14 protein-coding genes and 2 pseudogenes are annotated in these 25108 nt (G+C 56.1%); 6 read left to right on the top strand and 10 right to left on the bottom strand.

Annotated features, from left to right (window positions below; genetic code table 11):
* The first annotated feature begins 25 nt into the window (after positions 1-25).
* The 4 genes from KW839_RS11060 to KW839_RS11045 are packed head-to-tail and all read left to right on the top strand — an operon-like array spanning position 26 to position 7344.
* Complete coding sequence (locus KW839_RS11060; RefSeq protein WP_218424331.1) at positions 26-1783, top strand: Fic family protein; 1758 nt, start codon at positions 26-28, stop codon at positions 1781-1783.
* Positions 1780-4608, top strand: a complete 2829-nt coding sequence (locus KW839_RS11055; protein WP_218424330.1) for a DEAD/DEAH box helicase — start codon at positions 1780-1782, stop codon at positions 4606-4608. Before KW839_RS11060 ends, KW839_RS11055 begins: the two co-directional genes overlap by 4 nt.
* A gap of 16 nt (positions 4609-4624) precedes the next feature.
* Positions 4625-6616, top strand: a complete 1992-nt coding sequence (pglZ, locus tag KW839_RS11050) for a BREX-3 system phosphatase PglZ (protein WP_218424329.1) — start codon at positions 4625-4627, stop codon at positions 6614-6616.
* Between the two features lie 5 nt (positions 6617-6621).
* Positions 6622-7344: a hypothetical protein gene (locus KW839_RS11045; RefSeq protein ID WP_218424328.1), complete on the top strand. Its 723-nt coding sequence runs from the start codon at positions 6622-6624 to the stop codon at positions 7342-7344.
* Between the two features lie 9 nt (positions 7345-7353).
* Here KW839_RS11045 and KW839_RS11040 read toward each other — a convergent pair whose 3' ends face one another.
* The 6 genes and pseudogenes from KW839_RS11040 to KW839_RS11015 all read right to left on the bottom strand — a co-directional run bounded on the left by KW839_RS11040 (position 7354) and on the right by KW839_RS11015 (position 11332).
* Positions 7354-7656 carry a hypothetical protein gene (locus KW839_RS11040; protein ID WP_218424327.1) on the bottom strand — a complete coding sequence of 101 codons (303 nt, stop codon included), beginning with the start codon at positions 7654-7656 and terminating at the stop codon, positions 7354-7356.
* A gap of 313 nt (positions 7657-7969) precedes the next feature.
* Positions 7970-8467, bottom strand: coding sequence for a DNA repair protein RadC (gene radC, locus KW839_RS11035; RefSeq protein WP_218424326.1), 498 nt, complete (start codon positions 8465-8467; stop codon positions 7970-7972).
* 52 nt (positions 8468-8519) lie between these two features.
* A complete protein-coding gene (locus KW839_RS11030; protein ID WP_218424325.1) occupies positions 8520-9440 on the bottom strand; it encodes a hydrolase or metal-binding protein in 921 nt (306 codons plus the stop codon).
* A 107-nt stretch (positions 9441-9547) separates the two neighbouring features.
* Complete coding sequence (locus tag KW839_RS11025) at positions 9548-10552, bottom strand: YqaJ viral recombinase family protein (protein WP_218424324.1); 1005 nt, start codon at positions 10550-10552, stop codon at positions 9548-9550.
* Positions 10553-10635: 83 nt separating this feature from the next.
* A pseudogene (locus KW839_RS11020) lies at positions 10636-11049 on the bottom strand (DUF932 domain-containing protein); the annotation flags it as partial.
* On the bottom strand, positions 10985-11332 hold the full coding sequence (locus tag KW839_RS11015; protein ID WP_218424323.1) for a hypothetical protein: 348 nt from the start codon (positions 11330-11332) through the stop codon (positions 10985-10987). The pseudogene KW839_RS11020 and the gene KW839_RS11015, both read right to left, overlap by 65 nt.
* Before the next feature lie 240 nt (positions 11333-11572).
* On the opposite strand from KW839_RS11015, the pseudogene KW839_RS27630 reads away from it, so the two are divergent.
* Positions 11573-11705: pseudogene (locus KW839_RS27630) on the top strand (serine recombinase); the annotation flags it as partial.
* Between the two features lie 152 nt (positions 11706-11857).
* Here KW839_RS27630 and KW839_RS11010 read toward each other — a convergent pair.
* Entirely contained in the window at positions 11858-15682 is a 3825-nt protein-coding gene (locus tag KW839_RS11010) for an AAA family ATPase (RefSeq protein ID WP_256352623.1), read from the bottom strand.
* Between the two features lie 301 nt (positions 15683-15983).
* Positions 15984-16259, bottom strand: a complete 276-nt coding sequence (locus tag KW839_RS11005; RefSeq protein ID WP_218424322.1) for a transposase — start codon at positions 16257-16259, stop codon at positions 15984-15986.
* A 438-nt stretch (positions 16260-16697) separates the two neighbouring features.
* Here KW839_RS11005 and KW839_RS11000 point away from each other — a divergent pair, with 438 nt between their 5' ends.
* Positions 16698-17354 (top strand): inovirus Gp2 family protein, encoded by a 657-nt coding sequence (locus KW839_RS11000; protein ID WP_218424321.1) that lies wholly within the window; start codon positions 16698-16700, stop codon positions 17352-17354.
* Between the two features lie 233 nt (positions 17355-17587).
* Here the strand turns inward: KW839_RS11000 and KW839_RS10995 are convergent, their stop codons facing one another.
* Positions 17588-20239: a DEAD/DEAH box helicase gene (locus KW839_RS10995; protein WP_218424320.1), complete on the bottom strand. Its 2652-nt coding sequence runs from the start codon at positions 20237-20239 to the stop codon at positions 17588-17590.
* 20 nt (positions 20240-20259) lie between these two features.
* Complete coding sequence (locus KW839_RS10990; protein WP_256352622.1) at positions 20260-24789, bottom strand: hypothetical protein; 4530 nt, start codon at positions 24787-24789, stop codon at positions 20260-20262.
* Positions 24790-25108: the final 319 nt, after the last annotated feature.

Raw genomic sequence — 25108 nt, 5'->3', positions numbered from 1 at the left:
TGCGCGCGTGTGTGGGAGTCTGTGAATGACTCAGGATGAGCTGCTCGCACGGCTGAATGGCATTGAGTGGAATGATTTTGAGTGCAAACGTGCACAGCGAGGTGTTCCGGAAGACTCTTATAAAACGGTTTCTGCTTTTGCCAATACGGCGGGTGGTTGGCTGGTATTCGGTGTTAGTGAACAGAACGGTCAGCTGGTGGTGACTGGTGTAGAGGAGCCCGACAAAGTTCAGAACGATTTTCTGGCCGCATTGCGTGGAGGGCAGAAGCTAAGTCGTGCCATAGCGGTGGATGCACATCGTTTTGAGATCAATGGAAATTATGTTTTTGCTTTCCATGTTCCTGAACTTACGCGGTGGGAGAAGCCGGCATACCTTAAGGGCGATCCACGCCAGAGCTATATCCGACGCGGTGCTGGCGACGAGCAGTGCACCCAAAGCGAGCTAGAGCGCTTTCTGCGGGACGCAGCACAGGATCGTTACGACGGTACGGTGTTGCCTGACATTCCGGTTGATCGTTGCTTTGATGAGGCGACGGTCAAGTGGTACCAAGCCCAATTTGTAAGGCGTAATCCCGAGCATGTCGAGATCGTTGACCCGATCGAGTTCTTGCTCAACTGGAACTTCGTTATTGAGAAGGGCAGCGATCAGCTGCCAACCCGAGCCGCTGTGCTGTTGTTTGGCAAGGGGCGCTATGTACGGCAGGTATTGCCGCGGCCAGTACTGGACTATCAGCGCACCGATGCCCCGTTTGACCAATGGTCAGCGGAAGAGCGTTGGCATGATCGCTATGTTTTCGAGGAGAACATTTTCCAGACTTGGCAGGGGCTTGTTACCCGCTACATGCGCATTGCCGAGCATCCGTTTTCACTTGATCCGTCGACGCTCCGTCGCAACGATGACCCGCCCGATTACGTAGCTTTTCGCGAGGCGGCGATCAACCTGCTGATTCACCAGGATTATGGCGATCACGGGCGCAAAGCATCGATCAAGCTGTTTACCGACCGAACGGTGTTCTGGAACCCGGGAGATGCATTCGCGACAGACGCAGAACTGTTGGAGCCGACTGAGAAAGAGGTTCGTAACCCGGCGATTGTGAAAGCTTTCCGTCGGATTGGCTTGTCTGATCAGGCTGGTACAGGTATCCGAGCCATCTACCGCAACTGGCATGAGCTGGGGCGTGTCCCCCCGCAGATCAGAAATGACAAGGCGCGTAAGGAGTTTGGGTTGGTCTTGATTAACACGCCTCTCGTGACTGAGGCTATGCAGCGCTTTCGCCAAACTATTGGTGCGAGCCTGACGCCTGAACAGGCGAATGTGCTTGCTTTCGCTTTAGAGCAGGCCGAGGGCCAGCCTATCAGCCTGACCGACATTCGTGGGCTTGGCATCGCTACCACACAGCAGGCCAAGCAGGCGGCCGATCACTTGGTGCGTCAGCAATTGCTTGATCCGGTCAGCGAGACCCTGTTTCAAGTGCGTGAGATGCTGCGGCAGCGCTTTCTTCAGACTACGGAACGTCTTACCCCTCAAGTTACCCCTCAAGTTACCCCCCAAGTGCTGACAATGTTGGCGCAGGTGTCCGGGGCGGTGACGCGGCAAGAGCTGATGGACGCTCTGGGGCTGAAAGATCGCAAGCATTTTGCTTACGCTTATCTGATACCCGCCCTGGATGCTAGCTTGCTAGAGATGACCGTCCCGAATAAACCACAAAGTAGTAAACAGCGCTATCGTTTGACTGAGCAGGGCCTCGCGGTGGTTGAGGGTGTCGATAAGGGAATTGGATGACCGAAGTGTTTATGCTCAGTATTGGCGACTGGTGTTGGCATATCAGACAGGCTTCACCTTGCCGGGTGGTGGATTATCAGCAGATGTGGGGCGAAACCAGCTACCGGGTCTGGCTGCCAGCTCGAGATGCGGTGGTGCGCGCCCGTGCGGAAGACCTGAGCCCATTGGCTGATCAGTCGCCGTCGCTGGCGCAAATTCAGCACACTGCCGCGTCGTCCAAGCTGCTCGATGCGCTGGAAGACAACCTGCTGCTGGCTCCGATCCAATCCAGCGTGGTTCCGTTGCCGCATCAGCTATATGCGCTCAATCGGGCGGTCAGTCGCGATCGTATCCGTTACCTGCTGGCCGACGAAGTAGGGCTGGGCAAGACTATTGAAGCGGGGCTTGTTCTGCGCGAGCTAAAACTGCGCGGCCGCATCAAGCGGATTCTAGTGGTCGCGCCCAAGGGCCTGATTCGCCAATGGCAAGCGGAAATGCGCTTGCACTTTGGCGAACCCTTCAAGTTCATCGAGCCCGCCGAGCTGGCAGCCTTCCGCCAGTGGTGTGATGGCGATGACAATCTCTGGCGACAGCACGATCAGGTGATCTGCTCGCTGGATTCGGTCAAACCGTTGGAGGCACGCAAGGGGTGGAGCCTTGAGCAGCTGCGCAACTACAACCGCGAGCGTTTCGAGGATCTGATCTCGGCCAACTGGGATCTGGTGATTATCGACGAAGCGCACCGCATGGGCGGTAGTACGGAGCAGGTCGCCCGTTACAAACTGGGTGCGGCGCTGGCTGAAGCTTCGCCCTATCTGTTGTTGCTCTCCGCTACTCCGCACCAGGGCAAGACCGATCAGTTTATGCGTCTGATGCAGTTGCTCGACCGGGAAGCCTTTCCTCACGAAGGCAGCGTTACCCGTGAGCGCGTGCATCCCTTTGTGATTCGCACGGAAAAGCGTCTGTCGATCAATGCCGAAGGCCAGCCGCTATTCAAACCACGGATGACCCGTCTGCAGGCCGTGGCCTGGGAACCGCGCCACAATGCGCAGTACCGGCTATATGTAGCGGTAACTGACTATGTGCGCCATGGCTATAACCAGGCTATGGCGGCCCAACAGCGGCATATTGGCTTTTTGATGATCCTCATGCAGCGTCTGGTGACGTCCAGTACTGCAGCTATTCGCACCACTCTGGAGCGCCGTCTATTGGCATTGGACACGCCGCAACCCCAGCAATCGCTGTTCGAGGCGATGGATGAGGAGGACTGGTCTGATCTTGATGGTCAGGCTCAGGTCGACCTGGCGGTACAAGCCGAAGCGGATACCCGCGAAGCCTTAGAGCGCGAACGCTCGGAAGTCGAGGCGCTGCTGGAACTGGCCAAGGCGACCGAGGCGGCAGGCAGTGATGCCAAGGCCGAAGCGCTGTTGGAGTTAATCTACAAGCTGCAACAAGAAGAAAATGACCTGCAGTTGAAGGTGCTGATCTTCACCGAGTTTGTGCCGACCCAGGCAATGCTCAGCGCGTTTCTCGAACGCCGTGGTTTCAGCGTGGCTCAGCTCAACGGCGGCATGGATCTGGAAGCTCGTACTCGCGCTCAGCAGGCCTTTGCTGGTGAAATTCGCGTGTTGGTTTCCACCGATGCGGGTGGTGAGGGGCTCAACCTTCAGTTCTGCCATGTCATCGTCAACTTTGACATGCCATGGAACCCCATGCGCATCGAGCAGCGTATCGGCCGGGTGGATCGTATCGGCCAGCCTTACGTGGTGCGGGCAATCAACTTTGTTCTGGAAGATACCGTCGAGCATCGGGTGCGTGAGGTTCTGGAAGAGAAGCTGGCAAAAATCGCTGAGGAGTTTGGCGTGGACAAGGCCGCCGATGTGATGGATTCGGCGGAAGTCGAACCACTGTTCGACGAGCTGTTCATCCAGGGTTTGCAGGATCCCAGCCGCATCGAGCAAGAGTGCGATGCGGTGGTACTGCAGGTGCGCGAGAAGATTGCCGAAAGCCGCCAGAGTACCGAGCTGCTGAACGTTGATCACACACTGGATGCCGACGAGGCGCGCAAGTGGCGCGATCACCCAGCGCAGTACTGGTTGGAGCAGGCGATCATCAAGGGCTTGCCGGCGCGTGGTGGCAGCGTCGAGAAGAACGGTGATGCCTGGCGTATTCGCTGGGTCGATGGTAGTGAGTCGGCGCGGGTGTGTTTCGATGCGCGTAGCGCTGAGGCCAACCCAGACTGGGAGTGGATTACCCTGGAAGACCCGCGTGCCCGGGCGCTGATCAGCGAGCTGCCGCGCTGTGTGTCAGGGCAGCCTCTGCCGGTGCTGCGCATCAATGGCCTGCCTGATAGCGTGAAAGGTGTCTGGTCTCTATGGGAAATCGGCCTGGCGACGCTGGGAGGGGCTGCGGCTCTGAACAGTCTGCAACGCCGTAGGTTTCTACCGGTATTTGTCACCGATGACGGGCGCAGCTTTGTTCCGACGGCCAAGCGCATTTGGGATCTGCTGTTGACGGAGACACTGGAGTTGCTACCCGCCAGGGTGAGCGTCGACGCAACAGACAGCTTTAGCCAGGTTGAAACCGCCGCCTATCAACAAGGCCAGAGTCTGTTCAGTGAACTGAAAGAGGATTACCTCACGCGTCTGCAGGAAGAGACTGAGCGTGTGTTGTATGCCTATAACGCACGTCTGCAGGCGATCGGTCGTATTGGCCTGGCTGCCGTGCGTGAGCACCGGCGCAAGCGCTTGGAGCAAGAGCATCAAGCGCGCATAGCGCAGTTGGATGAAGTCCGAGCCTGTGTGCCGGAGCTGAATGCGGTGATGTTGTTGCGGGTAAATGGTTGAGATAAGGAGTCCAACGTTGAACCCATGGATTGAGCGGATTCTCAAAGAGTTTCCTGCAGATATGGTGCGCCTTTGGGTTGCTGCTGACCCGGATGATGTCCTGCTCGATGAGCAGGTGCTGGCTGAGTTGCGTGAGCGTGGCTTCGATCTGCTGCCGTTCGAGGATTCGGTGGTCTTCCGTGCCGAGTTCGAAGCGCGTTACCGCGAGGCTTGGGGTCGCGGCGAGCAAGGCCCGGCCAAAGCGTTGATCTTGCATCTGGCGCGCGGTGACAGCAGCGAGCTGCCCTGGGACTACCTGAATCAGGCTAGGGTTGTACGCTTGAGCCTGGCGGAGCTGTTTCCACTGCTCAGCTACAGCGTAGTGCGTCAGTTGGCTCCCGAGCATCGCCAAACCTTGTTTGCTGCCCAGGACAAGTTTGCCAAGCAGATGCATGGGGAGAGTTTGACCAAGGAATTTCTGCTGACCCATATCTACAAGATCAATCCCCATTTGCTGTCAAAAACTGAGGATCTGTGGGGAAATCTTCTGCGCTTGCACTATGACGAAACCGAGCTTCCGCAAGATCTGGTTCGGCATATGGTGCACATTTTGGCTGAAGAGCAGACGTTTCGGCACTTGCCACTCGCGGAGCTGTTCAGTTCGCGCAGTTATTTTCTACGGGTATTGCAGGATGCTTGGTATTGCTACCTGCATGGTCTGGGGGTAATTGGCCAGGGTGTGGCTGAGCCGCACGCGCAATATGAGCGAATTATCGATGTTCCTTTTGACCGCCCACAGATACGGGCAGTGATCGACTCGCTGTTTTTGGATGGTGCACTGCATCCATTGGAGATCAGTGGTGGCGCTAGCGGAATCCCTGCGTGGGCCCGAGTTGGGGTGGTGGAAGATCCTTTTGCCATGCGTAACCTGATTGTTGAGGGCATGAAAAGCCTGGAAGCAACCCTACCGGCGCTGGATGCGAGCTACAGAGATTGGAGCCAGTTTACGCGGCGCTTCGGCGAGCTACTGGCTCGTTTCCATCGACTGGAAACTGAGCGGGCCAATGGCATACACAATCAGATCGTGGCGCTCCAGCAGCTGATCGACGAGAGGTTACTGGCTTGGGTAAAACAGCACTACGCTGACTTACCGTCTTTGCCTGCGGTGAAAGGACCGGTGATGGTTCACCATGTTCCACATTACCTGGCCAGGTGCCGCAATAATGGCGAAGTACGTGTGGCGTTGTTGGTATTCGATGGTTTGTCTGTCGATCAGTGGGTGCATATTCGTGAGCACCTAACCAAGTACGCGCCCGCATTGAGCTATGACGAGAGCACCACCTTTGCCTGGCTTCCGACGCTGACTTCAGTGTCGCGTCAGGCGCTGTTCTCCGGATTGCGCCCTCGTGAATTTGAAGGGTCGATTGAGCATACTAGTAAAGAGCCGGTGCTCTGGTCTGCTTTCTGGCAAGGGGAAAACCTGCGCGCCAACGAGGTGCTGTATCGCAAGAGCATCAAGCGTGTGGACGACTTACCGGGGCTGGCTGACAAGCTCTCAAACTCTGCAATCAAGGTGGCAGGGTTGGTGATCGATACCGTGGATGAGATCGTGCATGGTGCAGTGCTGGGCAAGCGCGGTATCGCCAGTCTGATCACCAGCTGGTGTGAGACTGGCTTTGTTGAGCAGCTGTTCGAGCTGTTGTTGAGCCATGGCTACCATGTCTACCTGACAGCGGATCACGGTAATGTCGAAGCGGTGGGTGCCGGTCGCATCAATGAAGGTGCCTTGCCTGACCTGCGTGGCGAACGGGCGCGTGCTTATCGTAATGAAATTCTTCGTGACCAGGCATTAGTCACCTGTCCGACTGCAGTTGAGCTTAAAATACCTGGCCTGCCAGAAAGCTTCCTGCCTGTGTTTGCTGCTGAGCGCACCGCATTTGTTACTAAGGGGGAGCAGTTGGTTGTTCACGGCGGCATTTCGGTGGAGGAGTTGATCGTGCCCTTTGTAAAAATATCTCGCGCAAGTTGAGCTCCATGACCACATCTTTACCTCACATTGGTTTTGATCGCTATATCAAGCTCGAATGGGCGGCGACCGCCTTAAAGGCCCGTGCTGGCTTGACCAGCCTTGATGAGTTAAATGCTCTCCTAGCCAGTGAGAACCTGGGAAAAGAAGCTCTGGGTAAAACCCAAACCAAGCTGAACGGCTTGTGGCTTGCCCCTAGGGCGGAACTGCGCGATTTTGCCGATCGTGGTGCTGCGATTCTCAATGCAGCTCCAGCTACATCAGCAGTTGCCCTGACCTGGGGAATGGCGCTGGCCAGCTATCCATTCTTTGCCAAACTCGCCGAACAGGTGGGCCGGCTGACAGCTTTGCAGGATGACTGCTCAGCTGCGGAGGTTCACCGCCGAATGAATGAAGTTTACGGCGAGCGCGAAATCACCCGGCGTGCTGGGCAAGCGGTGCTGCAAACTCACGAGAATTGGGGCGTCATTGAACGTATTGAGAAAGGGCGGCGTCTGCGGCGTCGACCGGCAATCCGTGTTGATGATCCACAACTGGTTACCTGGTTGATCGAGGCTGCCTTGCGTTGCCTTGGCAAACCGCTTGCACTGAGCTCTGTACAAACCTCGCCTGTGCTGTTCCCGTTCAGCCTCGAAGGCTCGCTAGCCTTTCTGGCATCCGGCAGCTCTCACATCGAGCTGCGCACCGAAGGTCCGCATAACCAATTTATTGTCTTGCGTGAAGGCGCTTGAGGCACCTACTTACAGCCAGTGGCCAGGCACCTCGATCGCGAAATTCTTTGCCACTATCTGTAGCGTAGCGATGATCTCGGCATGTCGCGTCTGTTCAGCAGCCTGCCAAGTGGTGCGACCATGCAGTAGAGACTTCAACTCACCTAGGTTGTACATGCCCAAGCGATGAAAATTGCCCCAGTTGGGGATGCCGAACAGGTTGTAAATGACGACGGTAGCATCGCGTTCGCTGGCCAGACGCTTGTCTCCGGTCAGCTTCTCGGCGGCTTCTTCGGCGTCGTCCTTGTCGTCGTAGGTGTTGAGAAGTTTCATGAGGTGTCTTTGGTATGAATTTGGCGAAATTATACCTTACGCTGAGCCATAGTCGGTTTCGTGGTATCGAACGTCTCAACCTGTTTCCGGCATAGCCGTTCTGACCAGCATCGAGGAAGGCAATATCACGCAGTCTAACTACCTCTGCAAGTCGGCTACCAAGGTCTTTGTGGATGGCAGCCATCGTTTTGGCTACGGCCGAGGCTAAGTAAAACTGCTGGATCACGACAAAAAAATAAGTGTTCACTCACCGTGCCGATAACCGCCCTGGCATCAGACAAGAGCAGTCTATCGGACGGTGTGACCATAAGGACTACAGGTAACCTCGTTCAGCCAACGACACGCAGCCTTCATGGCCCACCACGACATGATCCAATATCCGGGTACCGACCATGTTCAGGGCGTTCTTGAGGGTGGCGGTGAGCGTGCGATCGGCTTGGCTGGGTTCCGGGTCACCGGAGGGATGATTGTGAACCATAATTACGGCCGCGGCGTTGTGCTCTAGAGCGATCTTGACCACTTCCCGCGGGTACACGCTGGCCCCATCCAGCGTGCCTCGGAACAACTCCCTAAAGCCAATGACCCGGTGCTTGGTGTCGAGTAGTAGCAAAGCAAAGACTTCGTGCTCGTGGTACTGAAGCAGTGTTTGCAGGTGGCTAAAGACCTGCTTCGGCTCAGTCAGTGCCCGGCCTTTAGACAGACGACTCATCGCCAGTTGTTGAGCCATCTGCAGGATGTCGGCCTCTGTGACGGGGGATTCCATGACATAGGTGCCGGTCGTTTCACCGGCTTTGAGTTTGTGATACTTCATGACGGTATTCCTGTACGAATGAGGGAGCACGCTGGATAGGTTGAGAAGGGCATTACTGGGCCGAGGGCCTGCTGTTGTGCCGCGTGGCTTGCGACTCCAGCTTTTGGCCGAGTGAGGATTTGGCAGGCGGTGCCAGTTGGGCCTGGGGCTCTACAGGGCAGGGCTGATCTTCACTGGCGGGGAAGAACTCCTCGACGATGGCCCCGGTGTCCTCCTCACTGTCTTCAAAGGCCCCATTGTTAAAGCCCTGCCGGGCTGCGTGATCCAAGGCGCTCTGGTCAAAACCCGAGACTTGTCGGGATTCATCCAACTGCTTGGCTTCCAGCAAGGCGTCTTCCATGTTCAAGCCACTGCGCACCGTGATGTCCACGTAGAAGATCGGCGTGCCATGGCTCTGCCGGGTGGATTTACCGCGTAGACGCAACTCCAGTGGCAGACAGGCCAGGCGATCGCCGGAGATGGCTTGCAGGTAATGCAGACGCGCTGCCAGGGTGCGAATGCTGTTGAACCCAGTGGTACGAAAGACAAAACTGCCCAGTGGATCGTCCTCGCCAATCACCACGTTCAGCCGGCCGTAAGGCTTGCAGGCATTGCCTTGGGCCAGGGAGCAGCCATCCGGTGAAGGGCAGGGCAACGACTGGATGCCATCCTTGGTCAAGCGCTTGCAGGTCTCACCATTGCCGACGCAGAGTGGTCGTCCGGTAGCGCGGTCGAACAGGCTGTAGTCAGCCCGAAAGTTGAGATCGGGCTCGTTGAATAGCAGCCGGATCGGAATGCTGCGCAACTTGCCGTCCTGGCCATTGCGCAGCTCTTCATTGAGTGGATGCAGTAACCAGCCGTCACGGCTCTGTACCTGCGAAGTAATGGTGAACTGATCGTCCTTTTCTGGCAGACGTTTTCCGTTCTTTTCGACGACTTTGCCGATGGAGATTCGGCCCAAAATCGGTGGAGTGATGGCTAAACCTTTGAGCATGGGAGTTCTCCTGTATCTGAAATAAAAACGCCACCGAGACCGCGCAAACGGCCAGGGTGGCGATGGAGAGAAAGGGCATGGAAATAAGGGGGAGAGCGAACGAGCGTTCAGGCCAGCAGAAAACGCCGACTGCCGATTTTGGTGGTCGAGTAGCGCACTTGCAGATAGGGCTTTTCTTTCAGTAGACGGGGGATATCCAGGGCCACGCTGTCTTTGGCTTTCTTCCAAGTGATGCTGCCGGTTGCGAAGGTCGCCCGACTGGCATCGCCCATGGCCTGTTGCAACGTTTGCTTGAGCTGAGCCTCCTGCTTCTCCTGCAGAGCAATCGACTCGCGCACGTTCTGGAGTTCGGTAAAGGTCGTGCAGAGCGGTATGTCCTGGCTGAAGTCCACGTTCTGCCCACTGTCCTGTGGATACAGACAGCGCAATGCCTGTTCCGCCGAGGCAGATCCGTCTGCCGGTGGTGGGGTGTCACTGACCACGTAATCCCAAAACAGCCGCTCCAAGTCGATCAGCCGAGCAATCAGTGATTCGTCGCGTTCGATACGATGGATCTCCATGTGCTGACCACCGAGCAGTACCGCCACATCAGCGGCCTGCTTGCCGGTGACGGCGAGCTGGTGCATGACTTGCAACTGCACATACTCGGGCACACCCTCCTTCCAGAGGCGTGCGCCATTTATGCCGGCGGTTTTGCATTCGAGAATCTGCACTTCTGACGCGCCGATCACCTCACGGTCGATGTTGGCCAGCATCCAGGTCAGCTTGGGATCAGGATGCTGCAGCACCGCATTGACCCGCCGCACACGGTGACCACTGCGCCGGCTGTAATGCGCCGCCACGATAGGCTCCAGAATGTTGCCCCAGTAAGCCGGGCTTTCTTCATCTTGTGGATCGAGCTTGGGTAGCGAAATGTCACGCCCGGTTTTCTCTAGCCACAGCTCTAGCTGGGATTTGTAAGGGTTCAGGCCCACGGCCGCGGCGGCATCCGAGCTGCCGATGCCTTGTTTACGCACGGCCAGCCAGTCCTCGCGCGGCAGTTGTTTAGTCCCCACCAGACGTAAGGCAGGGCGGGGTTTGCTGCTGGGTTGCTGCAGAGTTTGTGTGCTCATGATGTTTTCCTGTGCGGCATAAAAACGCCCGGCCAGCAGAAGCTAACCAGGCGCTTTAATAGTTGAGAAAGTGAGTGGAGCTGTGCGGCGAGTTGCATTGCTGCCTGCAGGGCGCGTTGTTTGATGACAGCCCCTTGGCCAAACCAGGCCGAGTCGATGCGGTATTCAGTGCTTCGGGCACGCCGCTCGTGATCAACGTATTCGGTCACAGAGTTGAGCAAGCCCCAGGCGGTTCCTTGAGCCGATACCAGTGTTGATCCGCGCCCCTGACGTTCATACAGGCCTTGCACTTTGCGCAGCGCCCGCTCGTTAGGAAGTATTGCTGGTAGTGGACTGTTGGGGCTGGCATCACACAATACGTTCATGAAAAAACCCAAGGCTTCATGCCATTGAACCTTGCGTTCAGACAGCATTCGCATTCGATTCATGAAGTCATCCCATTGCGAGACGGCGATGCCCAGTTGCTTCTTTACAGCCTGCGGATCGAAGCGGGTAGTTATTCATCACCTTGTCATCCATTTGTTCGCCCAGCGTCGACCCGGCTATCCCGCCAGCCACTCCGCCAAACAGCCCCCCGAGAAGAGCACCAGCATTACGGCCAATAGCGATGCCTATTGGCCCGCCGACCACTCCAAGCACCGCACCAACTTCAGCGCCCGACAGGGCTCCGGCGGCACCACTGGCCGCACTGCCTGCGGCACCAATCAAACCACCTGTTTGCTTACCGATTTTTTTCGTGACGACGCGTCCAGAGTTACAGCTTGGGCAAGGGCTATACATACGCAGATCCTCTCAAGTGATGAGTGTGCTGAGCCAAAAGCAGGCACGCGAAATACCTACCGCAGTTGGTGCGGTGAGCGTTCACAGAGGTGATATAGGTCTGAAATTTTTTTGAATGGGATTCTAAATGGCAATAAGTTGAAATCAGGCGGAAAATCGATGTCTTCCAGGTGTTAGCCGTGGACCAGGAGCTGGAAATTGAGAGAGCATCGCTGACGTGTCAGCTCAATGAGTCCACCAATACACAAGCGCGTTTTGAATTTGCTCTCTGCATGTCTCGGTATTCCGTGCGACTGCTCGGCACGCTATCTGCTCCACCACCACAGTGCTGCGCATCAGGGATCAGAGCCCACCTGCCTCTTCGTGGCCATGACCGGCAGACAACAATCCTTTGCTGCCTTCAGTACGGTGTTCCCGACGGCCGCTCTGCAGCAAGAGCGACCTCAGAGGTCAGGTGTCCTCACCGTTTGACTTTTGTCATGACCCAACGACATCTAGGATGGAAACCTCGTCGCGGGAGGTCAATCAGTCCCGCCCTAGTATGAGTTGGATGTTGGCGTGAATCGCTTTCAGGTCCAGTCCCACACCTTCGTGTTCCTCGGTTACCAGTAGAGTCCCAATCCTTCCATCGTCATTTTCAGGCAGAGGCAAAGGAAGAATTTGCGCCTTGCGGTAGGCAGCTTCCTTGCGCTCCCAACGCTTCTTGTAATCGTCATCCGAAAGCATTCCGTTGTGCTCCCAATACCAGACAGTACCGGCGTCTTCGTCTCGAATCGTGAAGTCAGGGAGGCGTTCAACGCCATCCAGAATGAGTGGCTGTTCATACTGGTATTCGATGCCAGCAGCCTTTAGCTTGTCGGCAATGATCCATTCAGACTTTGAGCGGACCAGGTCACCGTTCTCCGTGAGGTAGATCAGCCTCTCATCTAGGAAAACCGACTTGTTTCGTACCTTGATTTCTACTGGCGCAGACGGAGAGAAGAGGTTCGTCATCCGCCTGTTGATTTCCGATGCAGCCTCTTGGCTGAAGTGCATTAAGTCTCTGAAGTCGCCTTGATGCAGGATTATGATCTTGTCCCTCTGGCGCGTCAGAGCGGTGTAGAGCATCTCGCGTGTTAGGTTGCGGCAGGGGTTGGGAATCACCACGAAGGTCTTGCCGAACTCGCTTCCCTGCGTCTTATGCACGGTCAGGGCATAGGCTAGTTCAAGAGGCGGAGCACTTTCCTGCGAGTCGAACTCCCAAGGCTTGTATTTGTAGGAAATTCCGGGCTGTGAAGCCAACTCAACTTCGACTTCGTAGGGCGACCAGCTTTTTGCCTTGGTCTTGCGGTGGCCGGTCACGATGCCTATGTCTCCGTTCGCAACGTAGGCGTCATCCTTATCGGGGTAGGTCTCACGCCCGCTCTTGTTGATGACATTGATGACCTTGTCGCCATAGATGATTCCCTCTGGGCCCGCAGGGCTTGGGATCTTCTTCGTCCAGCCCGTTTGCGCAGCCATCTTAAGGAAGGACTTCCTGAACTGCTGCTGCAGGGCGCGGTTGATGGCAGTGACACCAGCTTGATGCTGCTTGATCGGCGAAAGGATTTGCCACGCCTCAGCCTTCTTGGACGCTCCTGAGCGATCCTTGTACTGGGTATTGAAGAACATGGTTGAGCCACCGTCGTACTCGGAATATACGCCGCCCAGGGACTTCTCGAAGGTCACTTCATCAGTGATAGACTGCAACTTCAACTCAGTTTTCAACTCATCGAGCAGCAGCTGGTGGAGCTGATCTGGCCTGTTCCATCGGACCAGCTTAACGAAGTTCGACTTCCCAGACGCCACGGTCTGCCAGATCTCGTCGGCCCCCGCATCTAGTGGCCGGCCGCTGAAGGCATGAGCAAGTAGCACATCGTCGCGAACAACGCTTTCCTCAGCACCTTGGCGCATCGTAACGGTCAGTTCCGCGAAGCAGCCCGCAACGCGGGTTCGCAGGCTGTCGATGTTAGCTGGCATCAATAAATTGACGATGTCTACGTAGGGCCGGCCTGCACCGATCGGCGGTAGTTGCTTCGGGTCACCCACCAAAATCAGCCTATCCACGCTCTCGATCGCATCAAGCAGTGCCGCAAGCTGCTCCTCGGTTAGCATGGAGCATTCATCAATGATGACTGTGGCATGCATGGCCGAGCGGTCGGCATCCTTATTGACGAAGTATCGTCCTGTCTTTCCGTCGTATCGGTCCAATCCATTCAAGAACTGTGCGACCGTCTTTCCTTGGCCGGTCATGCCGCTCGTCTGTTCCAGTCTCACGCGAGCCTTACCTGTGGGTGCGAGCAGCAGGATCCCATTGTTCTTCACACTTTCAATACTGCACAGTGCCTTGAGCAAAGTGCTTTTTCCTGTGCCAGCGGCGCCCATGAGCACCGAGACACCGGCCTTGTAGAGTACCTCCAGGGCTGCCGACTTTTCCTTGCGGGCTGCGAGGTCGCGCTTGCTCGGTTTCGACTTGGGGGCACCCTTGTCCTCCGTCGAATCAATAGCCGTGTCGACCAGTGCTGCCCAGTTGTGCTCCCCAATGTTGGCTCTGCGGGACTTGCGCTTGCTGATCTTGGACCTGATCAGTGTTGAGGTCTCGACGTAGCGATCCAACTGGAATGCCTGGAGGTCGTCTTTGGCCGGGATGTTTTCAATCTTGGGTGCCAGACAGTCTTCCATGATCGAAAGCGTGTCCATGTCCAGCGGACAGTCGGGCTGCAGCGTACGATCGCGAATCCGTTGAACCACCCACGTTGCCATGAGATAGGTATGACCCTCGGTTCGAGCGGCCTCTTCCAGCGTCAGGAGCATCAACGCGCGTACCCGTCGCTCATCGATGGCTTCGCGCACGAGACTTGGTGCTGGAAGTGGGGATACCGTACGTATCGACTCGGGGGGGAAGATGCCACGATCTGCGATCTCAAAGGCCACCGGATCGGCCTGTAACCGGTCTTCCTCGTAGATCAAGTAGGGATTAGCCAGGATTGCTGCATCGCTCAGATTGATCCCGGCCTTCGTACGTTCCGTCGGCTGATACCAGCGCAAGGCTTGAGCATCGGCCAGATTGAACCGCGCGAGCAGCATCAATAGCGCGCGCCGCTCGGGCGGCAGCTTCTCCCACTTCTTTCGGAGGGTGTCGCCGATGCCATCGCGCAGGTAAGCGGGCAGCCCCTCTGGTTTCTTGAGCGCAGCTGCCAGGGCAAACCAAGGGTCAAACTTCTCATCGCCCTGAATCGCCAGGTACCAAGCTAGCAAGTTGCCATGTGGAAATCCGAATGCGTTCAGGGCTGCACCCAACCCTGGGAAGGCACCACGTACTTCCCAGAGCCGGTTCAGCTCCGCATCGATCCACGCCAGATGCTTGTCCCATGGCTCGTCTGCCAAGTGCAGGCGCATCGTCTTGATGGCTTTCTCGATGGCCAGCAGCGATGAAATGGCACCGTCGTGTGCCAGATGTTCGGTGCCGTAGGAGTAGCTACTAAAGTACTCATCCGGCGCGAATGCAGTGCACGCTGTAAGGTCTATGGTGTCGTCTATCTCCGCAGCCTCCAGAATCTGCTGGTATGGCAGCAAAAAGCCGTCCGAGTCCTTCGGGCGGATCGAATGCTCGATGTTCCGCTCCCAGAGGTAACCACTGATGTTGTCTTTTGGCTTCTGGCCGTCTGAGTAGTGATACTCAATGGGAGCACTCACTGACTTGACGCGCCCCACTCCAATGATCACGCGGCGAGTATCCTCGACCAATGGCGTGCGCTTGGCATAGAAGAACACCAGCGACTCATTTGGCTTGGCCACGCTGAAAAAAGTGTCGAGGATGATGCGCTGGTTCGTGCCCTCCTGAACCCAGGTTTTCTTGTCCTTTCCCCAGCCTTCATTTGCAGTGAGATCCGGTTCACGTTCCGCCTGGTAGCCGAGCTGTAGGTTCTCCTTCAGGCTGGGAACGCCCCACTTTTTGTTCCCTTCCACCTGCTCGCGCAACATCCAACGAAACGGGATTCCTGCGGCCGAGAACGGGCGGATCGTGTATGGGGTGTCGGCGAAGTGCCCGTGCGTGGTCTTAGCACTTTCCGCGTAGGGATGCTTCTTTTGCATCGATAGCGGGAACTTCGCCATGAAGGCGCCATGCTCATCAGCGCATGGCGGATGCTGGGAACGATCTAGCGACTCAAAGCTTTCGCCAGCATGCAGCATTTCAAATGCGTCGTCGCGACTGGTCGCGATACGCGGAAGCACTGTACAACTGGTGTTAGCGGTGCAACCTTGGCAGAAAGTCCCCTTCCAGCCGGAGTCGTGCCAAGGCACCCGAATAGTTAAATGCTGAACAGGCATTACACGTGCGCCTTGAATCACTTCGTATCCCTCGCTGAATGTCTCAATGATGCCGTTTTTTAGCCTCGTCAATGCCTTGGGTTTATCGCCACCAGCACCCGATTTTTGCTTGAGTCAACCGTTCGAACGACTTCGCTTCGAATGATTGAGCTTAGTCCAAGCTGGTCGATCGGTGGACCATTTCGGCGGTCCGCTATTGGCAAAAGCGGTAGTTGAAAAAACGCCATGGCCGCGTCAGCGATAACATAACGACGAGGCATCCAAATGAGGGTAAGCGTCTGCCGAAGTCACCTTGCGTAAGCTAGGCTGGCACCCATTTCACCGTGATTGATTGCTCACCAACGGACAGTTCAATGATCGCCAACGCCTCAGCCGGCCGTTTAGGCGAAGCCCTCAAAGGAACAAGCGCCGGCAGCGCCGCTGCTGACTGATCCCGGTAAAGCGGCAGCCACTTGCGAATGACGTTGGCGTTGATGCCGTGAGTGATGGCAACGCTGGAGATGGTCGCACCAGGTTGCAGGCACTCCTGAACAACTTGGGCTTTGAACGGTTTGAGGTAAGAGCTTCGTTGGCGCATGGAAATCCTGACATTAAGGGCGATCGCGTCAGCTTAAAAATACGCGGACACCATCGCCCTTAATGCTGGAGTTCGGAATTTGTATTGGTTGGACGCTTACTGAACGAGGTTATGGGGGACGCTGTATTGATTGAATGAATTAAAAAGCGACGATCTCTTTTGATCAAGATGATATTTTCCCAGAGTAATAAATTCCTTGATTCTAACTACTTTAAGTAGCTATCTGCGGGTATTTATCTCTGTGAAGCAGTAGATTAATTTTCGGTATTGGTATTATGCCTCTAAGTACCTCATCTACCAAAGATCAAAGATCCATCCAGTGAGTCTAGATAATGAATTAGGCCCATTGAGGCCTGATTGCAAAGAAGCAGCGCAGGACCGTCGGTAAATAAGTACTACCCATGCTGAAGGTATGAACCTAAGCACTGGAGTACCTACATGATCCGTCACCCTGACAACACCAACCTGATCCTTCACAGCGACAGCAGCTTTCAGAACTGGCCTGTTCAAGAGGACAAAGGTCCGTTCATTCAGCAGTACCTGAATCGCCTCCAACAGACGATGCAGTGTGCGTTTGCTCAATATCCGCGAGTGTTTGCCTTCCGAGTCGATCTACGACTGCCTGTGGGGGTTCAGCTACCTGAGTACGCATACACGAATCAGGTCATTGAGCGTTTCATCGAATCCTTTAAAGCTAAGATCCGACATAACCGCAACATTGCTCGCCAATCCAATCCCTATGCCCACGACAGCAAGGTCCGATACGTCTGGGCGCGAGAGCAAGGCCAGCACGGCAAGCCGCACCACCATCTAGCCATTTTATTGAACTACGATGCCTTCAACGCGCTGGGCAAGTTTGAGCCCGGAAGGGACAATATGTTCAACCGTCTGGTGGAGGCCTGGGCCAGCTCCTTGGGTCTATCTGTAGAGACTGTCAGCGGCTTGGTCGAAATCCCGAGTAATCCTTACTACCACTTACATCGTGACGACTTGGTTGGGCAGGCTGTGTTCTTCCACCGAACAAGTTATCTCTGCAAGTCGGCTACCAAGGTCTTTGTGGATGGCAGCCATGGCTTTGGCTGCAGCCGAAGCTAAGTACAAACGCTGGATCACTACAAAAAATAATTGATTGTGTAAGGTAACCGTCTGGCCAACACACCTCACCCCGACGCCAAAGGCGATGGAATCAGGAAGGTGTGCTGGCCGCATACAGAGAAACATCACCCCAAAACAGAAGTTGGCACTCGCTGTCTGAGCTCTACTTCTGGCAAACACTAAAAATGGTGGGATTACCCCTCCTCAGTTCTTTTTCTATCGGCCATTACGTTCTACAACTCGCATGCCACAGGCCATAGCAGGATCAGGTCGGTGAGTAATGGCTTGCGAAATGGCAGGTTAAGTGTTTCGGCGGCAGCGATGGCATGTTGCCGAGCCTGATTCAACCATAGCTCTATTGTTTCAGGCGCAATGGCGATCGAATCGAGTTGTAGTTCGCCTGACGACGATTTCAATCCATTCAATATCTCCAGCACCTCCTCATCCCGCACCAAGCGCAGGATTCCGTTGCTGTTGGCCGTGACGCCCGCTACGACCTGACGCACCTGCCCGGTCTGGCTAGTGACCGCATCCTGAAACCGGAAGAGTGCTAGCGGCGCGCGTCCCTCATCAATTAAGGCCAAAGCAGCTTCCCACTCTATAGCCTGAGCGAGGGCTTGATCGAAGGCTTGATGCCCGACGCCGACAATCTTTTTCGCTTCGTCACCATCACGGGGATTCCGGTGAAAGATCAGTCCTTCATAGCGGGAGCGGACACCTGGCGATGTCTGCCACGCATCGGGGGTGATAAAGCTGAATACCCCATCTTCCCGATCGGGTCGCCGACGATTGCGCACCAGCATTCCATGAAAGAAGGGGATCAGATCCGGAAGATCCTTTTTGGGTACATCATCGAGCTGAGAGAGATCGAAACTTTGGCAGTGCCCTACCAGGTCCGTGACGGTGGAGATCGCCGAACGTCCTCCAAGGCTGCGAGTCTTCTCATCAAACCAGTCCGCGAACCTATCGGCATTGACTTGTTGTCCCTCCGAGAACAGTTCATTGAAGAAACGCGGTCCCGCCATACCTAGAACCATCTGCATCAAATCCTCCGGCTCGTCCATAGCGTGCCCCAGGGCTTCCATTATGTGCGTGAGCTTTTGCTCCAGTTTGCCCCAGATCCGCGCCTCCACTGTTCCTGGATTACGGATTGTCACGACTTCCACAGGATGGTGCTGGCCATAGCGGTTGAGCCTGCCCGCCCGCTGGTGCAGTCTCATCGGATTCCAGGGTAAGTCGATATGGATCAGCGTGTGGCACTGCATCTGAAGGTCAATGCCTTCTCCCGCGGCTTCAGTGGAAACCAGGAAGCGGATGCGCCCATCGTTGAAGGATTCAGCGGTTTCCTCACGGCTGGCCGTCCGGGTCACTTCTTGTCCCGACGGCAGGCGTACTCCCTCCAGCCGATCATCACCATTGATGAAACCCACGGAACTCTCTCCAAAGCGTGCCATCAGGGTGGAGACCATCAGGGCTTGAGTGGCTTTATATTCGCTAAACAAAAGGATTGATCGCCCCGGAAATTTCTCCTCGATGATCGCTCCGATTCGCAGGATTTTGCTCTCATCAACGATGGCGGTTGCTGCTTCAAGCAGTTTCTCTAGGTGGGGAATCTCGTCCTCCATGAGTTTGAACTTGGCCTGGCTCATCCACTCATCGAAGGCCTTCAACAGGTCCGCGTCCTCCTCCTCGTCTACCCGCGTGAAGCCGACTTGCTCGGCACGCATTTTCGCAATGTCCTTCCGAATACGTACCAACCGTGTGCGCAGGGCAGCGCGGATCGCCGCCACCGAGCTGGAGGCTATTTTCTGCATTGCTATCAGTACCAGTGTGACCTGATTGCGGCCGGCCTTGTCCAGCCCTGAAGCATAAGCATTGCCGGCTAAGATGAATCGGGTCAGAAGCTGATAGAACGCTTCCTCTTTCTCGCAATAGCTATAAGTTTCGGGGTGTTGTGTCACTGGCTGAAACAGGCGCTTGCCCGCCATGTCTGTAACCTTTTGCTTTAGGTTGCGTATGAGTACTTGGCGCAGCAGCGGCAATTGTTCCTTCTCTTGCCGCAGAGGGCTGAATGCATCAGGGCGTAGCAGCGCCATAAGTGACCAGAAGCCATAAGGCTTGCCCCTATGGGGCGTGCCACTGAAGAACAGGCAGGACTCGACCTTGTCTTCCGCGACCAGTTTTTCCACCAGTTGGTAGCCCAGTGTCTTGCCGGTCTGTTCGTCGGCATTGAGGTGATGAGCTTCGTCGACGATCAACATGTCCCAGCGTGGCGCATCTAGCAGCCGCTCGTGGCGGCCCTTACGGTCGCTGCGCAGGGTAGGCAGTGAAGCGACAATCTGGTTGTGGGTGCTCCAGAAGTCGGCTCTGGGGGTGTCGACCTCCGGGCGGTACATGCCCAACCGGATATCGAACATGGTGCGTAGTCGGTATTGCCATTGCTCTACCAAGGAAGCCGGCGTCAGGATTAGTAGGCGCCTCACTTGGCCGCTGGCGAGCAAGGGCCAGAGTATTAGTCCTGCCTCAATCGTTTTGCCCAAGCCCACATCGTCGGCAATCAGCAGGCGGATTGGCCATTGCCGCAGCGCCCGGTGGCAGACCCAAAGCTGATGGGGCAGCAGGTCTATGCGCGAGCGGGAGAACACCCCCCAAGAGTCATTCAACGATCGGATGGCTGCAGCCTGGGCCCTGAGCACGACGTCGAGCGAAGGAGACCACTGCCCCATGCGGACTGCCTCAACCAGTCCGATGCGGCGTGTGAGGAGCGCAGCCTCACAAGACTCAATGCGGTCGCCGAAACGGACGATGACCGTCTCGCCCAGGTCCAAAATTACGCTGCCTGTGCCGAAGCGAGGATGATGAACCTGCTGGTCTTTCGAGAACATAGTGGGCTTCGTGCTCCGTCTTAACCGAACAGCTGGGATTGCAGATCACCGTCCCCGGCGACTATGCGCAGAGGGATGTCATAGGAGTTGTCGAAAGTGGCCTTCTCGACTCCAAGGTGCTCTCGCAGGAGTTTGTAGATTTCTTCCGATGAAACGATCTGATGTCCGAAAGACTCGAATAGATTCCTGGTGCGCTCAATCGGCGCGTAAGCATGAGGGATAGCAACGGGGTTGCGAATGACCTTATGGTGGAGCAGCTCACGCACCACCAAGTGAGCACCGAGATTCAAGGTGCGATTGATAGGCGGGGCGTCGATGCCGCCGCCTTGATGTATGGAATTCGTCCTCGGTGTCCGTAGTTGCTCTAGCGAGAAGGGCTTGGCGTACTTGTCTACTGATTTGAATAATTCAATATAATCGTCCAGCCAACGAGCGAGTCGATATAGCTTCGGGAATTGACCGATCCAAAGGAGCCACTTCTCATCGTCATGCTGGCTCTCAACGTATTCCGCGATGATCTGCATCCAGTCGTCTGGCTTCTCTTTCGGGTTCTTCTCCACAATAACTTTCCACCAACCGCGTCGCTGGCAGTGTTCAATAAACCCGCGATTCTGATTTTCAGTAGTTTGGCCGATGCTCTGAAAAGCCCCGATAGCAAAAAGCGTCATCCAAGAGGAACGGTCGAATTGCCCAGTTTCTGGATCTTCTCGAAGATCAACGGTGCCACGGGGATATAGGCTCTCACGATATTCTTTTCCGTAGGCCGCCCCTTCTGGGGAGGACCACCATTCGTGTATCCGGGCCAAAGCAGTAGGCAGTCCCATGGGAGAGCGAAACGTTCTCCCGTACTCATTTCTATCGATTATGAAGGCATGATCGATCTGTTTATCAGTGGCAAGGAGTCGCTTCAGCTCGCTGAGCTCGTCCTGCTGCAAAGCTCCCACCAGTGTCTCGTCATTTAGCACTTCGGCCAACCAGCCCTGGCCGCGTACTTTCCAACTAACGTCGAGTCGAAGACTGCCTTTGCAGAGGTAGCACACTGCGGCTTTTCTTGCCTCCTCATTTTCAGATGACAGAATCCACTTCGCCACTTCCTCAACTGGCGCCTCCATGCGCACGCGGCAAAGTAAGAAGAACTCTACCGCGTGGGCATCGTCATCGCCTGAGTAGTAGTCTTCATGCAGGCGTAGTTGCAATGGCGCGAGACTGTGGCGCAGTGACTCCTCATTTTCGATGAAGTTGTCATCGTTGGCGAGCAGGCGCCCAATTTCTGCCCAACTGCCGGCCTGGGTGCGGAACTGAAGTTTTTGCAGTTGCTCCCTCAACTTTCTGTTGTCTGACTGGGATGCGATCGAATCCCGCGAAATGATGCGCCCCAGCACTCGAGCATCCTCTGGCTCAACGCGAGGCGGATCAAACAGGTCGAGAAGCGCCATTATCCCTAAAGTCGCCGGCTTGGCCATCGCCCCGTGCTTGAGGATGGCGCCGACTTCCCGTGATACCAATCCGACGGAGAGATAACTTTGGTTGAAACGATTCCAGCTGAACAAGACTGTCAGCGCTTCGGATGTGGCCAGATCGTCCGCCAACTCATATTGGATATCCTGGGCCGAAACAAGCCTTTGGGCTGGAATGGGAAGCCCGGTTGGGATTGCCTCTGGCATATCACTGAGGCGTTTCAGCAACCCTAAGGCGGCGGCGCGGGCCAACTCGCCCGCCGCATCGTGGGCCCGATTTAGCCAGCCTCGAGTTAGCAGTCCCCAGAGGCTGAGCCAAAAATCATGTTCGGTGAGATCCGCCGTCAGGCGCAACCGCTCGCGCATCGCCGGCCAATTCGCCCTCGTTTCGACAAAGAGCCTGCTCAGGGCCTCCCCCGCTTGAAGCCCGATGTTTGTCGCGAGGCTCAGGTTGCTGTCGCTGTTGCCGGCGAGCCGCCCCCGACCGGCGTCTAGGGAAAAGGCGCCATTGACCGCGAATCCCAGGTGGGCTTGCTCGTGCGTGGGGGCCGTTACCCAGAGAGCTGGAAGATCCTCGGGCAGCGGCCTGCAGCCGTCGGGACCGAGGGCCAGTAACATGCTGCCGTATGTACTACGCAGGCAAAGGGCGTCCGTATCCAAGCCCCATGCTTTGTCAGTCACTGCAAGCCGACCGCACTCCAACCCAGGGACAACCTCATCCGGGGTCCAATCGAACTCTTCCCTTTCTGCTCTATTAAGAGAGATAAACCGGATGGCACGGCCGAACACGCAAAGGAGGCCGGCAAGCCGGCTGAAGCGTTGCAGGATTTTGTCTGGCTGCGTATTTGGAACCAGCGGCAGCTCAATTAGGGTACCAGGCAACCGTCGCTCGAGGCTGTGCCGGTCCAGGAATTCGCGGGCGGAACTGGAAGCCTTCCAAGACTGAGGGAGGATACCAGCAACTACTTCTAACGAGATTCTGCCGCTGACAATGCGCGGCCGGTCGCAGGCCAGTAGTACGCTCTTGAAGCCCAGCCCGAACTTGCCGGTAACGTTTTGGGATTCTTGCTTATCCGAGGCCGACAGGATCAGCATCTTCTCCAAGTCATGGCCATAGCCGCGAGCCTCGCCATCGAAATCCACAGGGCCCCGAGCATTAACGAGGCGCCCCCAGTGAAGGAAACGGAGCGAGTCGCCCTCTGCTTCAACTACCAGTCGTCGGGAGGCGTCTCGGACCTCAATGCCTTCGTCGGGAAATGCCTCGATTTGCCCGAGCTCTACGACTGCGGCATCGGCATTTTGGAACAATTCGAAGGGAATGCTCGTCGGATCGTACTGATAATCCATGAGCTTGCTCCGAACCCCACGCAAAACTGTGGTCTGTATCTCCCTATCCTGGTCGATGAGTTCCGCCAGCGACTCCAGTGCCTTACGCAGAGCCGCACGGGTTTCGGGTGCATCCCTCTGATCCGCTTCCGCTTCGGCCACCTTCCTGCGTTCATTATCACAGGCGCGTAGTGCCTTTTTGAGCGCTTCGTTGTCTACCGGCAACTGCCTCAAATAGAAGGGTGCGGAGTCTAAAATCAGCCGGCGTGCGACTCCAATTTCGAGTTGGTCTGTGCGATTCAACTCTGTCCACAGCGGGTCCAGACTCGCTGGGCGTTGATTATAGAGGTCGCTATAAAGGCACTCTGTTGTTCCGCGAAGGAGGTCCTCGAGCTCCTCGGGAGTGTGACGGGCTGGATCAATGCGACGAAGGGGAATCTCGACGCCGAATCCCCCACACCAATTCAGGGGACCTGCCAGCAGATTGAGCGGCTGCGTGTTCAACGGTACACGTTGAGGCTCACCCAGCAGATTGAGAACGTGGACATGCGTATCGTTGACCACCCGAACTGCCGCCTTGATGAGCTCCAGGGCCTGGTCAATCGTTCGGCCCCCCATCCATTCCAGTCGGCCTGTATCGTCGGCCCCCGGATCTCGCCAAGGCAGTTGCTGCTTTAACCAGTCAAAGCTATGGGGGTGTAGCCAGGATTCCGCCAACTCACGTGTACTTCCGCCTAGTAGACTTACCAGGGCGCCGAGCATGGGGATGGTCACCAAACAGCTGTCCCAGGGCTGAAAGAAGCTCTTCAGCACATTTGGAGTTGCGTTTCGTGCCAGCTTGAACCTGGCACTAGCACCTCCGGGGGGGGCGGACTCGCTGGTGGGGCGGGTTGCCTGAAGCACGATGGCGCTGAGAATTTGCGCTTGTTGCTTGTCCAACAGAAATGCTGCGTCCACTCCGTGAGCACCGGTGCACAAGTCATTTGCCTGACGCCACTCTTTGTTCTGGTTAGCTAGGTGCAGCCCTTTAAGAATGCTGGAGGCGTTGTCGGGAGGGGTGATGTATTGGCATAAGTATTGGTCGTACGTGGCCTTTAGGACATCCCAATGATCGGATTGGGTCGTGAACCAGTTTAACACCGTAAACAGCCGCTCAGGAGTCAAAGGGTGGGCGATGCCCTGCCGCAAGTGCTTCCACGCCGCCGGCGCATTAAGTGGTAGCTGAGCAGCCTGGTGTAACAGTCGCCAGCCCGGAAGCAGCTCGCATTTGCGGAGCAGTGCGACCATCTCCTTGCCAGGTTCTCCAGACCATGTGCCGATGTGATACTCAGGCAAGTCCTCAAGTAGTAACGCCAATCGCGCGAGCCCGTCTTCATCATTGGCGATAGCAAGATCCCTCAGCCGATCAAAGCCAGGCTGCTCAAGTAGTTCTGGTAAAAGGTCGGCTTCTGCTGCGAAACACTGTCCATATTGGGCCCTGTGCGCGACAACTAGCCGCTGCACCTCTTCCTGGATGTGCGGGATGTCAATCACGTCCTCTGGCTTGACCGGAGTTCCCTGCCGGGTTGGCAACCAAGCTACGCAGTAAAGCTCGTTAGGAACTGGATTACCTACAAGATGCACCAAGGCGTCTAAGATCACCCGCCAGTGCTTGAAAGGCTCAGCAGTGGAGAGGGCAATCTCGATCCGGGCGCTGTAGTTGAAAGGTTTGAGCCATTTTTTCTGCTGGTCTGCGACCACTGGATGGCGACTGAGTGCTATGAGCATTGCCTCGCGGCTCAGTGCGTCTCCAGGAGATTCTCCGTCAGGGGTGTAGTAGGTTCGTTCCCCGGTAGCCGATACCAGCTTGCCGTCGCATCTCATGTGTAACGGTAGATTCTTCCAGAGGTTCTCATCCTTGATATGGGCGAGAATCTCGTCTCGTTCGTCGCTACTGAAATCGCCGGGATCGCCGATGCTTGTTGCCGCTGACCGAAAACTGACCCAGTAAAGGCTGTTCTGCCGACTGAAAACTGACCCAGGTGTTCAACTGCTTCTGCTCAATTTTTGAGCAGGAGAACACAGGGTGATCAGCATGGAAATGATG

It is taken from the genome of Pseudomonas sp. PDM31 (genome assembly GCF_019218965.1).
Lineage (GTDB): Bacteria > Pseudomonadota > Gammaproteobacteria > Pseudomonadales > Pseudomonadaceae > Aquipseudomonas.
This window is presented reverse-complemented; position numbering and strand designations above follow the sequence as displayed.

Coding starts and splice junctions, on each gene's coding strand:
- KW839_RS11060 (WP_218424331.1), top strand. CDS start 26: ATGACTCAGGATGAGCTGCTCGCACGGCTGAATGGCATTGAGTGGAAT.
- KW839_RS11055 (WP_218424330.1), top strand. CDS start 1,780: ATGACCGAAGTGTTTATGCTCAGTATTGGCGACTGGTGTTGGCATATC.
- KW839_RS11045 (WP_218424328.1), top strand. CDS start 6,622: ATGACCACATCTTTACCTCACATTGGTTTTGATCGCTATATCAAGCTC.
- KW839_RS11040 (WP_218424327.1), bottom strand. CDS start 7,656: ATGAAACTTCTCAACACCTACGACGACAAGGACGACGCCGAAGAAGCC.
- radC (WP_218424326.1), bottom strand. CDS start 8,467: ATGAAGTATCACAAACTCAAAGCCGGTGAAACGACCGGCACCTATGTC.
- KW839_RS11030 (WP_218424325.1), bottom strand. CDS start 9,440: ATGCTCAAAGGTTTAGCCATCACTCCACCGATTTTGGGCCGAATCTCC.
- KW839_RS11025 (WP_218424324.1), bottom strand. CDS start 10,552: ATGAGCACACAAACTCTGCAGCAACCCAGCAGCAAACCCCGCCCTGCC.
- KW839_RS11015 (WP_218424323.1), bottom strand. CDS start 11,332: ATGTATAGCCCTTGCCCAAGCTGTAACTCTGGACGCGTCGTCACGAAA.
- KW839_RS11010 (WP_256352623.1), bottom strand. CDS start 15,682: ATGCCTGTTCAGCATTTAACTATTCGGGTGCCTTGGCACGACTCCGGC.
- KW839_RS11005 (WP_218424322.1), bottom strand. CDS start 16,259: ATGCGCCAACGAAGCTCTTACCTCAAACCGTTCAAAGCCCAAGTTGTT.
- KW839_RS11000 (WP_218424321.1), top strand. CDS start 16,698: ATGATCCGTCACCCTGACAACACCAACCTGATCCTTCACAGCGACAGC.
- KW839_RS10995 (WP_218424320.1), bottom strand. CDS start 20,239: ATGTTCTCGAAAGACCAGCAGGTTCATCATCCTCGCTTCGGCACAGGC.
- KW839_RS10990 (WP_256352622.1), bottom strand. CDS start 24,789: ATGCTCATAGCACTCAGTCGCCATCCAGTGGTCGCAGACCAGCAGAAA.